At 60.5% G+C, this 12137-nt stretch carries 9 protein-coding genes; 6 read left to right on the top strand and 3 right to left on the bottom strand.

Translation table 11 applies throughout. The annotated features are described in order from the left end of the window. The first annotated feature begins 62 nt into the window (after positions 1-62). Positions 63-1811 carry a proline--tRNA ligase gene (locus ACSQ83_RS13260; protein ID WP_436228440.1) on the top strand — a complete coding sequence of 583 codons (1749 nt, stop codon included), beginning with the start codon at positions 63-65 and terminating at the stop codon, positions 1809-1811. Position 1812: 1 nt separating this feature from the next. Beyond that, positions 1813-2424 (top strand): MarC family protein, encoded by a 612-nt coding sequence (locus ACSQ83_RS13255; protein ID WP_414949681.1) that lies wholly within the window; start codon positions 1813-1815, stop codon positions 2422-2424. A gap of 142 nt (positions 2425-2566) precedes the next feature. Here the strand turns inward: ACSQ83_RS13255 and ACSQ83_RS13250 are convergent, their stop codons facing one another. Together ACSQ83_RS13250 and ffh are read right to left on the bottom strand one after the other, a co-directional pair. Continuing rightward, positions 2567-3118: a hypoxanthine-guanine phosphoribosyltransferase gene (locus ACSQ83_RS13250; RefSeq protein WP_299713931.1), complete on the bottom strand. Its 552-nt coding sequence runs from the start codon at positions 3116-3118 to the stop codon at positions 2567-2569. Positions 3119-3249: 131 nt separating this feature from the next. Then, on the bottom strand, positions 3250-4617 hold the full coding sequence (gene ffh, locus ACSQ83_RS13245) for a signal recognition particle protein (RefSeq protein WP_414949601.1): 1368 nt from the start codon (positions 4615-4617) through the stop codon (positions 3250-3252). 111 nt (positions 4618-4728) lie between these two features. Between ffh and ACSQ83_RS13240 the strand changes: the two genes are divergently transcribed. The 4 genes from ACSQ83_RS13240 (at position 4729) to ACSQ83_RS13225 (ending at position 10349) form a co-directional block, all read left to right on the top strand. Next, positions 4729-5688: a cytochrome C assembly family protein gene (locus tag ACSQ83_RS13240; RefSeq protein ID WP_414949600.1), complete on the top strand. Its 960-nt coding sequence runs from the start codon at positions 4729-4731 to the stop codon at positions 5686-5688. A gap of 51 nt (positions 5689-5739) precedes the next feature. Then, positions 5740-6045 (top strand): PP0621 family protein, encoded by a 306-nt coding sequence (locus tag ACSQ83_RS13235; protein WP_436228439.1) that lies wholly within the window; start codon positions 5740-5742, stop codon positions 6043-6045. Further along, on the top strand, positions 6042-6626 hold the full coding sequence (ampD, locus tag ACSQ83_RS13230; protein ID WP_436228438.1) for a 1,6-anhydro-N-acetylmuramyl-L-alanine amidase AmpD: 585 nt from the start codon (positions 6042-6044) through the stop codon (positions 6624-6626). Before ACSQ83_RS13235 ends, ampD begins: the two co-directional genes overlap by 4 nt. Positions 6627-7334: 708 nt before the next feature. Then, positions 7335-10349: a ribonucleoside-diphosphate reductase subunit alpha gene (locus ACSQ83_RS13225; protein ID WP_436228437.1), complete on the top strand. Its 3015-nt coding sequence runs from the start codon at positions 7335-7337 to the stop codon at positions 10347-10349. Between the two features lie 272 nt (positions 10350-10621). On the opposite strand, the gene ACSQ83_RS13220 is transcribed toward ACSQ83_RS13225, so the two are convergent. After that, entirely contained in the window at positions 10622-12019 is a 1398-nt protein-coding gene (locus ACSQ83_RS13220) for an MFS transporter (protein WP_414967444.1), read from the bottom strand. Positions 12020-12137: the final 118 nt, after the last annotated feature.

Raw genomic sequence — 12137 nt, 5'->3', positions numbered from 1 at the left:
TTCCGCAGGTTTGGGCGACAAACCCATTCAATCGACGCGCTCCCGCATTGGAAAATTTTTGAATGAAAGCATCCCGTTTCTTTATTAGCACCCTGAAGGAAGCTCCCACCGACGCGGAAATCGTCAGCCACCAACTCATGATGCGTGCGGGCATGATTCGCCGCGTGGCAGGCGGTATCTATAGCTATCTGCCTATCGGCCTGCGTTCCATTCGCAAGGTGGAAGCGATCGTGCGTGAAGAAATGAACCGGGCCGGCGCGCTCGAATTGTTGATGCCCGGCGTGCAACCGGCCGAACTCTGGCAGGAATCGGGACGCCTGGACCAGTACGGTCCGGAATTGCTGCGTATCAAGGATCGCCATGACCGCGACTTCGTGCTCGGACCGACGCACGAAGAAGTGGTGACGGACATCGCGCGGCGCGAGATCAAGAGCTACCGGCAACTGCCGGTCAATTTCTACCAGATCCAGACCAAGTTCCGCGATGAAATCCGGCCGCGTTTCGGCGTGATGCGCGGGCGCGAATTCATCATGAAGGACGCGTATTCCTTCGATCGCGACCAGGCGAGCCTCGCCGAGTCGTACAAGAAGATGTTCGATGCCTACGTGCGTGTTTTCACGCGTATTGGCCTGGAATTCCGCGCGGTCGCGGCCGATAACGGCTCGATCGGCGGCAGCGGTTCGCATGAATTCCACGTGATCGCCGATACCGGCGAAGACGCTATCGCGTATTGCCCGACCTCGGATTACGCCGCAAACGTGGAAGCCGCCGATGCGCTGCCGCTGAATGCAACGCGCCCGGCGCCTGCCGAAGAGATGAAGAAGACGGCCACGCCGGGCAAGGCGAAGTGCGAAGCGGTCGCGGAACTGCTGAACATTCCGCTGGAACGCACGATCAAGTCGATCATCCTCGCGACGGAAAACGAAGGTGCCGAGCCGACCATCTGGCTATTGATGTTGCGCGGTGACCATTCGCTGAATGACATCAAGGCGAACAAGCAGCCAGGTCTGGCGGGTTATCGCTTCGCTACCGAAGCTGAAATTATCGATACATTCGGCACGCCGCCCGGTTATCTCGGCCCGCTCAATACGAAGAAGCCGATCAAGGTGATCGCGGACCGGACGGTCGCGAACATGAGCGATTTCGTGGTGGGCTCGAATGAAGTCGACTATCACACCACCGGCGTGAACTGGGGACGTGATCTGCCGGAACCGGTCGTGGCGGACATCCGCAATGTGCTGGCCGGCGATCCGTCGCCGGACGGCAAGGGCACGCTGGAAATTTGCCGCGGCATTGAAGTGGGTCACGTGTTCCAGCTCGGCACGAAGTATTCGGATGCCATGGGTGCGTCGTTCCTCGATGAAAACGGCAAGCCCGCGCCCATGCAAATGGGCTGCTACGGCATTGGTATCACGCGCATTTTGGGCGCTGCGATCGAACAGAATTTCGACGCCAAGGGCATCATCTGGCCGGAATCGATTGCACCGTTCGAAGTCGTGTTGTGCCCGATGGGCTACGACCGCAGCGACGCCGTTCGCGAGCAAGCCGACAAGCTCTACGCGGCGCTGCAGGCTGCGGGCATCGACGTGGTTCTCGATGATCGCGGCGAGCGCCCCGGCGTCATGTTTGCTGATTGGGAACTCATTGGCGTGCCGCACCGGCTGGTGATTGGTGACCGCGGACTCAAGGACGGCAAGCTCGAATACCAGGCACGACGCGACGCTGAAGCTACATTGCTGCCGGTGGACGACGCGGCCAACATCGTGATCGAGAAGGTGCGCGCTGCATTGGCCCGTGGAGTGGCCCAGTAACGTGCAGTACAACTTCCTCTCGGCGACGGTGCTGCTCATCCTGATCACCGATCCGCTCGGCAATATCCCGATCTTCATCAACGCATTGCGTGGTGTGGCAAAGGAACGCCGGCGGGTGGTGATCTTGCGGGAAGTTGCCATCGCCTTTGGGATCTTGCTGGTGTTCATGCTGGTCGGCGACCGCTTTCTTCGCGCGATGAGCCTGACGGATTTATCGTTGCGGCTGGGCGGCGGGATTGTGCTGTTCCTGATCGCGCTGCGCATGATTTTTCCGCATCCCGATGGTCCGATGGGCGGTGATTCACGCGGTGGCGAACCGCTGATCGTGCCGTTGGCCATTCCCGCGCTGGCCGGTCCGTCGGCGCTGGCGACGGTGATGTTGCTGACATCGCAGGCACCCGGGCAGATGTGGGAATGGGTCGGCGCGCTGACGGTCACCATGATGGTCTGCGCGGTCGTGCTGGTGCTGGCCGAGAAGATCCAGCATTGGTTGGGCGAACGCGCGGTCACGGCGTTTGAAAGGCTGATGGGGTTGGTGCTGGTCGCGATATCGGTGGAAATGATCCTCACCGGAATACGGACGTTTGTGCATCAGTTGGCTGCGAGTAGCTGAGCTGACTGAAGATGTTCCGGACGATGAAAGTACAAAGGCCGTTTCAACTTACGTTGAAACGGCCTTTTAATCTTCGGTGCCTTGCGTTCACCGCTAGGTAGCTGACGCGGCCAATCGCCGCACCTCAATCCTCAGCGACACATCACGCGCCTTCCGTCAGCGCCCGGATGGTCGGCAGGTTGCGCCAGTATCCCTTCGCGTCCATGCCGCAGCCGAACACATACCGGTCCGGCACTTCGAAGCCGCAAAAGTCCGGCCGCAACGGCTTCTCTTTATTGATGAGCTTCTCGCACAGCACGGCTGAGAGGAATTTCTTCGCGCCCATGGCCATGATGCGGTCGCGGATAGCGGCCATGGTCTCGCCTTCATCCAGGATGTCATCGAGCACCAGTACCACGCGATCTTTCACCGCTTCCGCCGGCGCCACGCGCCATTCCATCTTGTCGCCGCCTTTGGTCGTGTTCCGATACCGCGTCAAGTGGATGTAGTCGAACTCAAGGGGAAAGTCGAGATGCGGCAGCAGCATGCCGGTGAACACGGCCGCGCCACCCATGACGGACAGCACAAGCGGAAACTCTTCGCCGGTGCTCGCTCCGATGGCTTTCGCCATGCTTTCGATCGACGCGGTCACGTCCTGCGCCGAAACAATCTCTTCGGAGTGGCTGAAAATGTGGAGTGCTTCTTCGCGATTCATAGGGCAGGCGGCGAGGGTGTAGAGCTACAAAAGGGAAACGAGGCGCAGAGCGCGCGCCACCACATAATAAACCCGCGTTCCTCAACGAAACGCGGGCCAAAAAAATCGAAGCTGGGCCGAGACCAAAAACTTCAACGCATGCCGGGCATCATGCCCTTCATGCCGCGCATCATTTTCTGCAGATTGCCGCCCTTGAGCTTTTTCATCATGCCGCGCATCTGTTCGTATTGAGCGAGCATGCGGTTGACTTCCTGGACCTGCACGCCCGCGCCCGCTGCAATACGGCGCTTGCGCTGCGCCTTGATCAGGTCGGGTTTCGCGCGTTCCACTAGCGTCATGGAATTGATGATGCCTTCCATCCGGCGCATCTGTTTTTCCGCGATGCCCATGTTCGCGCCCGCCGCGGCCTGCTGGAACTGCGCCGGCAGCTTGTCCATCAACGACGACAAACCGCCCATGTTCTTCATCTGCGCAAGTTGTGCGCGGAAGTCGTTCAGGTCGAAATCGCCGCCTTTCTTGACTTTATCGGCGAGCTTTTGCGCAGCCGCGCCGTCCACGCCTTTCTGCGCTTCTTCGACCAGGGCAAGGATGTCGCCCATGCCGAGAATCCGGTTCGCCATCCGGTCCGGGTGGAACACTTCCAGCCCGTCCAGTTTTTCGGCAACACCCACGAACTTGATCGGCTTGCCGGTCACATGGCGCACGGAAAGCGCCGCGCCACCGCGTGAATCGCCGTCCAGCTTGGTCAGCACCACACCGGTCAGCGGCAGCGCGTCGCTGAACGCCTTCGCGGTGTTCACGGCGTCCTGGCCGAGCATGGCGTCGACGACGAAAAGCGTTTCCGCGGGCTTCAGGATGGCGTGAAGCTCGGCGATTTCCTTCATCATCGCTTCGTCGATACCGAGCCGGCCGGCCGTATCGACGATCAGCACGTCGTGGAAATGGCGTTTCGCCCAATCCACCGCCGCACGGGCGATATCGGCCGGTTTCTGATCCGGCTCCGACGGGAAAAAGTCCGCGCCGACTTGCTCGGTCACCGTTTTCAACTGCTGAATAGCGGCCGGACGATACACGTCGACGGAAACCGTCAGCACTTTTTTCTTGTGTTTCTCGCGCAGCAGCTTGGCGAGCTTGCCTGACGTGGTGGTTTTACCCGCGCCTTGCAAGCCGGCCATCAGGATGATTGCCGGCGGCGTGACCGCGAGATTCAGCTCGACGGCCTTACCCTCGTAATCCCCGCCGATGATCGCCGTCAGCTCGCGCTGCACCACGCCAACGAGAGCCTGACCCGGCGACAAGCTGGACAGCACTTCTTCGCCGAGCGCTTTCTCCTTCACTTTCGCGATGAATTCGCGCACGACCGGCAACGCGACGTCGGCCTCGAGCAGCGCCAGGCGTACTTCGCGCAGCATTTCCTGCGTGTTAGCCTCGGTGAGCCGGGCTTCGCCGCGCAGCGTCTTGACGACGCGCGCCATCCGTGTAGTGAGTGTGTCGAGCATGGGAGCGTGTGAGAGCGTATGAGTACCGGCGTCCTGGCGGCTCTTGCTTCAAGACGACCTGGCAAGAGGGGGAAGACGTCGTGGCTTCAGGGCCTGGTGTAAACTTCGAACATGGATATTGTACTGTATGCCCTCACTGCGCTTCTCTACGGCGGACTTGCCGTAGCTGGCTGGCGCGCGCATCGCAACACGGCCGTCGAGCCGGCGCTGGCGGGCATGCCGGCGGGCGGTCGCCTGGCGGGTGGCATGACGACCGGAATGAACCCCGGCATGGCCGACTCCATGCGGCGCGGCCGGGCATCGAAGGCGTCAGGCATGAGCGCGATGGGGCGCGTGTTGCTCGGCGTCGCGTTGCTCGTACACGGCGTCTTGCTGCACACCACCATCTTTCCGCAGAACGCGATGGTGTTCGGTTTCGCCTTCGCACTCTCCGCCATGTTCTGGCTGGGCGCTGGCATCTACTGGATAGAAAGCTTTTTCTTTCCGCTCGACGGCTTGCGCTTGCTCGTGCTGCCGCTAGCTTGCGTGGCTTCGGTCATGCCGCTGATTTTTGGCGGCGTACGCGTGCTGCCGTATGCCGCTGCGCCCATGTTCAAGCTGCACTTCCTGATTGCGAATATTGCGTACGGGCTGTTCGCGATTGCCGCGCTTCACGCCATCCTCATGCTGATGGTCGAAAAGCGTCTGCAGAACATGCGCGGAACGAGCACGCGGCATACATCGAATAGCTGGGTGTCGAGCTGGCTCGATACCCTCCCGCCATTGCTCACGCTGGAAAAATTATTGTTCCGCCTGATTGCTGCGGGTTTCGTGCTGCTGACGCTCACGCTTATATCGGGGGTCGCGTTCAACGAGCAACTCGTCGATAAAGCGTTCAAACTCGATCACAAGACCGTGTTCGCCATTTTGTCGTGGCTGATGTTCGGCGCGCTGCTGACCGCTCGCCGCGTGTCGGGCTGGCGCGGTCGCGCCGCGTTGCGCTGGGTGCTCGCTTCGTTCGTCGCGTTGCTGCTCGCTTATGTGGGCAGCCGCTTCGTGTTTGAAGTGTTATTGCATCGAGCGGTCGTTTGACGCGGTTAGCCGAAACCCCGGGCATTTGTTGCCTCTACTATTAGTAAGATCATGCGCCAACTTCTTCTGCTGATTTTTGTGTTCTTCGCGAGCCAGTGGCTGTTCAAGAAGCTCAAGCGCGCCCAGGCTCCCGCCGGCGCGCAAACAGGTCCACAAGGTGGAGGCGCCACGCGCGCTTCTCGTGGCCCATCGGCTTCGAGCTCCGCGCCGCAACTCCCTGATGCCCTCGTGCGCTGCGCCGAATGCGGCGTGCATACGCCGAGTAGCGAAGCGATTGTCGCGGCCGGGCATCGCTTCTGTTGTTCCGATCACGCCCATCGCTACGCCTCTCATCCCACCGGCCGCGACGCCCGATGAGCGTGGCTGGTCTGATCGATGCCGACGGCTGGTACACGGCGGCGCTGCAGCTGCCGTCTCCGAATTTCGAAGCGCGTCCGGGGGGGATCGAGCCCACGCTCGTTGTGGTTCACAATATGAGTTTGCCGCCCGATGAATTCGGCGGCAACGCGATCACTGAGTTCTTCCAGAACCGTCTCGATCACGACGCACATCCGTACTACGACCACTTGCGCGGCATGCGGGTCTCGTCGCACTTCGTGATTCATCGCGATGGCCGCATCGAGCAGTACGTGTCGTGCAACGAGCGCGCATGGCACGCGGGCGTGTCGAGCTTTCTCGGCCGTGAACGATGCAACGACTTTTCGGTGGGCATCGAACTGGAGGGCAGTGATCGATGTGCGTTCGAGGACGCGCAATACACGTCGCTCAACGATGTAATCCAGGCGCTCACCCGACGTTATCCGATCGAAGCACTAGCCGGTCACTCGGACATCGCACCGGGTCGTAAAACGGATCCCGGCCCGTACTTTGAATGGTCGCGATTGCAACGCGATACACAACTTCCGCCTCGGTACTTTCCCTATCTCGCCGACGTTTGATTCGATGCTCGCTTGCCCTTGATTGCAAGTGAGTCACTGAGCGACGTGAGCTATTTTGACGCGCTGCGGCTTGCCATCGTTCGCTGGATTGGCGCCAGCCATGCCTGATCGCTGCCAATGAATCCGCGCCGCTTTCTTTTTGCATTGCAGCGAGTTTGCGTGTGTTCCCGGCACCTTGGCGCGCTATCCCTTATCTGACTTTGGCATTTCAAAAGTCAACCCTCCAAGGCTATTCTTCAGCAAATAAAAGTTTTTGAGACTGTGCGGAATGCCACTATACTTGGTGCTCAGGGACGTATTTCGCACTATATGTTGTGTTGTCCAAGCGGCGCCCCGCTCGTAGAGCCGGCGCCGTATGCTTTCCCGGCCATAGAAGAAAACACCGGATAAGCAACTGATTTGTCGCGTAAAAACGTCGGCATGCAGTTTGAAAGACCGAGGCAAACAGGCGTCGCAAGAGAGGTTGTCTTCGTCGGTTTGAAGCGTACTGGTCCATGGAAAAATCATTGGACCAGACGCAAGAACGGCACCGGCGATTTTCCCGGCAAAGCCATTTTCAGTTTTCAATTTCATCGTCGTGCGTGGTTGGCAAGGTAGGAAAACGCAGTAGTGAGCAGCAACAAAGCAGCATCAGGCGACCACCACGCGCGGCACGCATCTCAACAATCCGCGGACGTTCCGCACTATCGAACACCTGGAGATTTGCACATGCAAACCACCGACAACGCCACGACTTCCTACGAGGGCGCCTCCGTGCGGCCCATCGGCGTACAGGGTCAGCAGCCGAGCAACAGCTCGCTCGCGCCGGACGCCACACTGGCCGACTACAAAGTCATCCGCCGCAACGGGACCGTGGTGTCGTTCGAGCCGTCGAAGATCTCCATCGCTGTGACGAAGGCGTTTCTTGCGGTGAACGGCGGTCAGGGCGCAGGCTCGGCGCGCGTGCGCGAGCTGGTCGAACAACTGACGCAAAGCGTGGTCCGGGCGCTGGTTCGCAGCCGTCCGAACGGCGGTACGTTTCATATCGAAGATATCCAGGATCAAGTCGAACTCGCGCTGATGCGCGGCGGCGAGCACAACGTGGCGCGCGCATACGTGCTGTATCGCGAGAAGCGCACGCAAGAGCGCGCGCATGCACCGGAAACGCGCGCGAACGCGCTGGGCATCAACGTGATCGATAACGGCGTGTCGCATCCGCTGGATCTCGACGCGTTGAAGGCGCGCATCAACGAAGCGTGCGTGAATCTCGGCAGCGAAGTGAACGCTGACCCGATCGTCGCGGAAACGGTGAAGAACCTGTACGACGGCGTGCCGATGGCGCAAGTCTACGACTCGGCCATTCTTGCCGCGCGCACCATGATCGAAAAGGACCCGGCGTACAGCCAGGTCACCGCGCGTATCCTGCTGCACACCATCCGTCGCGAAATCCTGGAAGAAGACGTCTCGCAAGGCGAAATGGCCACGCGTTACGCTGAATATTTCCCGCTGTTCATCAAGCAGGGCGTGGAAGCGGAACTACTCGACGAAAAACTCCAGCAGTACGACTTGAAGCGCCTGGGCGCCGCGCTCGACGCTGACCGCGATCTGCAATTCGGCTATCTCGGCCTGCAGACGCTGTATGACCGCTACTTCCTGCACAACGAAACCAAGCGCATCGAATTGCCGCAGGCGTTCTTCATGCGCGTTGCAATGGGCCTGGCGCTGAACGAAATTGACCGCGAGGCGCGGGCAATCGAGTTCTATAACGTGCTGTCGAGCTTCGACTTCATGTCGTCCACTCCAACGCTGTTCAACTCCGGCACGCGCCGTTCGCAATTGTCGTCGTGCTATCTGACGACGGTGGCCGACGATCTCGACGGTATCTACGAAGCGCTGAAGGAAAATGCGCTGCTGTCGAAGTTCGCGGGCGGCTTGGGCAACGACTGGACGCGCGTGCGTGCGCTCGGTTCGCACATCAAGGGCACGAACGGCAAGTCGCAAGGCGTGGTGCCGTTCCTGAAGGTCGTGAACGACACGGCCGTCGCGGTGAATCAGGGCGGCAAGCGCAAGGGCGCGGTCTGCGCGTACCTGGAAACGTGGCATCTGGACATTGAAGAATTCCTGGAACTGCGCAAGAACACGGGCGATGACCGTCGCCGCACGCACGACATGAACACGGCGAACTGGATTCCCGACCTGTTCATGAAGCGCGTTCACGAAGGCGGCGACTGGACGCTGTTCTCGCCAGCAACCTGCCCGGACCTGCACGACCTGTTCGGCGCACCGTTCGAAAAAGCGTACGTGGCGTATGAAGAGAAAGCCGCACGCGGTGAGATCAAGCTGTTCAAGAAGGTTCCGGCTGCGCAACTGTGGCGCAAGATGCTGGGCATGCTGTTCGAAACGGGTCACCCGTGGATCACGTTCAAGGATCCGTGCAACATCCGGTCGCCGCAGCAGCACGTGGGCGTTGTCCACTCGTCGAACCTGTGCACGGAAATCACGCTGAACACCAGCGACACCGAAATCGCCGTGTGTAACCTCGGCTCGGTGAACCTCGTCGCGCACATGAAGAATCAGGCCGACGGCACGCTGGCGCTCGACCACGAGAAGCTCAAGCGCACTGTCAGCGTCGCCATGCGCATGCTCGACAACGTGATCGACATCAATTACTACGCTGTCGCCAAAGCACGTAATTCGAACCTGAAGCATCGTCCGGTCGGCATGGGCATCATGGGCTTCCAGGACTGCCTGCACTTGCTGCGCACGCCGTATGCGTCGAAGGAAGCAGTCGAATTCGCCGATACATCGATGGAAGCGGTCTGCTACTACGCTTACTACGCATCGACGGAACTGGCGCAAGAGCGCGGCCGTTACTCGAGCTATCGCGGCTCGCTGTGGGATCGCGGCATTCTCCCGCAGGATTCGCTGAAGTTGTTGGCCGAAGCCCGCGGCGGGTACGTGGAAGTGGACGACAGCGCGTCGATGGACTGGACCGAGCTGCGTTCGCGGATCGCCACCTACGGCATGCGCAACTCGAATTGCGTGGCAATCGCTCCGACCGCGACTATTTCGAACATCATCGGCGTGTCGGCATGTATTGAGCCGACGTTCCAGAATTTGTACGTGAAGTCGAATCTGTCGGGTGAATTCACGGTCGTGAACGATTACCTCGTGCGTGACCTGAAGGAACGCGGCCTGTGGGACGAAGTGATGGTCTCGGACCTGAAGTACTTCGACGGCACGTTGTCGCGTATCGACCGGGTTCCGGCTGACCTGCGGGCAATCTACGCAACGGCGTTCGAACTCGATGCTACGTGGGTGGTGGAAGCGGCATCGCGTCGCCAGAAGTGGATCGACCAGGCGCAATCGCTGAACATCTATATGGGCGGCGCGTCGGGCAAGAAGCTGGACGAGGTGTACAAGCTGGCGTGGCTGCGCGGCCTGAAGACCACGTACTACCTCCGCACGATGGCTGCCACCCACGTCGAGAAGTCGACGGTCGCTCACGGTCAGCTGAACTCGGTGCCGTCGGGTAATTCGGGGAACGGCGAGGGCGGTGCTTCAGGCGCGAACGGCAACGGTTTCGGTTCGCAGGGTTCGCATGGATCGTCGACGGGTGGTTTCAACGCCGCTGCGGTTGCGGCGCCGGCGATTGCCACTGCGGCGGAACAGGAAGCCGATGGTCCGGTTTGCATGATGCGTCCGGGCGATGCGGGCTTCGACGAGTGCGAGGCTTGCCAGTAAGTTGTAATGGGCGAGAGGCCGATGTAATCGGCCTCTCGCTAGTCGGATAGTCGGTGGGATTGACGGCCGGTACGAAACGTTGGTTCTTTCCACAGCGGAAAGGGCAGGCGAATTCGGAACCGGCCTTTTGTATTTGTGGTTGCTGAGTTCCCGTTGCTTGCAGAGCCTGAGATTCGGCTTACGGGACCGATGCAATTGCTCTTTCCGCAATCGGCTTTTGGGCTTGGGCTGGATGTGCTGTCACCGCATTTAACCAAGCCCCGCACACCGCTTCACCCGCGCGTGCCTCTCGATATCTCGTGCCCGGCGTCGTGTCCCAGCTTCGCGGTAATCGGTATCGAAAGGAACGAGAACAATCCGACGACCACAAAGGCCGGCCAGAAATCCGACCAGACGATGTGCGGATGTCCCTGCAGCTCATGCGAAATCTGCAGCGCGATCCCGCCGATTGTCACGCCCAACCCCAGCGACACTTGCTGGATAAAACTCCCGAGACTCGTCGCGCGGCCCACGTCGCGGCTTTCGATTTCGGCATACGTCAGCGAGTTGAGGCTCGTGAATTGCAACGCCGGGAAAAAACCGCCCAGCAGTACGACGGACCAGATGACCCACGTCGGCGTTCCCGGATAGAACATGCCGCAGGCGGCAATCGCAATACCCGACAGCGCCGCGTTCACCATCAGCGTCTGCCGGAAGCCAAACCGGTGCAGCACGCGCGACGCGAGCGAGCGCATGAACATGCCGCCGAACGCAGACGCGCAGGTGATCGAGCCGGACTTGAACGCGCTCATGCCGAGCCCTTCCTGCATCGCGAGCGGGAGCAGGAACGGCACGGCGCCCAAGCCGATGCGAAACAGCGAGCCGCCCATCACGCTCGCCTGGAACGTCGGCACACGCAGGAAACGCAAATCGAGAAGCGGGATTTTTACGCGTCGCGAGTGCAGCAAATACACGATGAGAAAAGCCACGCCGCCCAGCGTCATGCTCGTCGCGGTCAGGTTGGAGACCAGCTCGCCGCCGATCAACGAGAGCCCGAGCAGGAACAATGTGCCGCCGCTTGCTGACAAAAAGAAACCGAACCAGTCGAGCCGTCCGGGATGCGGCTCGCGCGCATTACCGATGTAACGGTTCGTCAGGTAGATGCCAAGGATGCCGATCGGGATGTTGATGAAGAAGATCAGGCGCCAGTGCAGATAGGTGGTGATGAAGCCGCCCAGCAGCGGCCCGACGGCGGGGCCGAGCATGGCGGGCAGCGAGAGGTAGTTCATCGCGCGGATGAATTCTGAGCGGCGTACCGAGCGGAAGATGATGATCCGCCCGACCGGCACCATCATCGCGCCGCCGACGCCCTGCACGAAGCGCGCGAGCGTGAACGGGATCAGCGAGGTGGACGCGGCGCACAAGAGCGAGCCGGCGACGAAGATGCCGATAGCGAGACGGAAGATGGTGCGCGCGCCGAAGCGGTCGGCGACCCAGCCGCAGATCGGGATGAAGACCCCGAGGCCAAGCACGTAGCTGGTGACGGCGATCTTCAGCGTGACGGGATCGCGCCCGAATGCTTTGGCCATTTCGGGGATTGCGGTGACGATGACGTTGGCATCGACGCTTTCCATGAACATCGCGCAGGCGACGATGAGAGGGGCAACGAAAGCTTTGATGGCTAGCGACATGGAGAACGGAAGGGATCTCTTCGCGGCGGGAAGCTGGGATTATGGCATCGATATCATGACAGCGACATCGCGAAGTGCCGACATGACCGACGCGCAAGCGACATTCAGCGACGATAAA

Origin of the sequence: Caballeronia sp. LjRoot29 (assembly GCF_964252755.1) — a bacterium.
Classification (GTDB): domain Bacteria; phylum Pseudomonadota; class Gammaproteobacteria; order Burkholderiales; family Burkholderiaceae; genus Caballeronia.
Note: the sequence above shows the minus strand (reverse complement) of the source record. Positions and strands in the feature narration are given on the sequence as shown.

Bases quoted from the DNA above. Each gene is read 5' to 3' on its own strand.
- ACSQ83_RS13250 (WP_299713931.1), bottom strand. From the start codon at position 3,118: ATGAATCGCGAAGAAGCACTCCACATTTTCAGCCACTCCGAAGAGATT.
- ffh (WP_414949601.1), bottom strand. From the start codon at position 4,617: ATGCTCGACACACTCACTACACGGATGGCGCGCGTCGTCAAGACGCTG.
- ACSQ83_RS13260 (WP_436228440.1), top strand. From the start codon at position 63: ATGAAAGCATCCCGTTTCTTTATTAGCACCCTGAAGGAAGCTCCCACC.
- ampD (WP_436228438.1), top strand. From the start codon at position 6,042: ATGAGCGTGGCTGGTCTGATCGATGCCGACGGCTGGTACACGGCGGCG.
- ACSQ83_RS13220 (WP_414967444.1), bottom strand. From the start codon at position 12,019: ATGTCGCTAGCCATCAAAGCTTTCGTTGCCCCTCTCATCGTCGCCTGC.
- ACSQ83_RS13240 (WP_414949600.1), top strand. From the start codon at position 4,729: ATGGATATTGTACTGTATGCCCTCACTGCGCTTCTCTACGGCGGACTT.
- ACSQ83_RS13225 (WP_436228437.1), top strand. From the start codon at position 7,335: ATGCAAACCACCGACAACGCCACGACTTCCTACGAGGGCGCCTCCGTG.
- ACSQ83_RS13235 (WP_436228439.1), top strand. From the start codon at position 5,740: ATGCGCCAACTTCTTCTGCTGATTTTTGTGTTCTTCGCGAGCCAGTGG.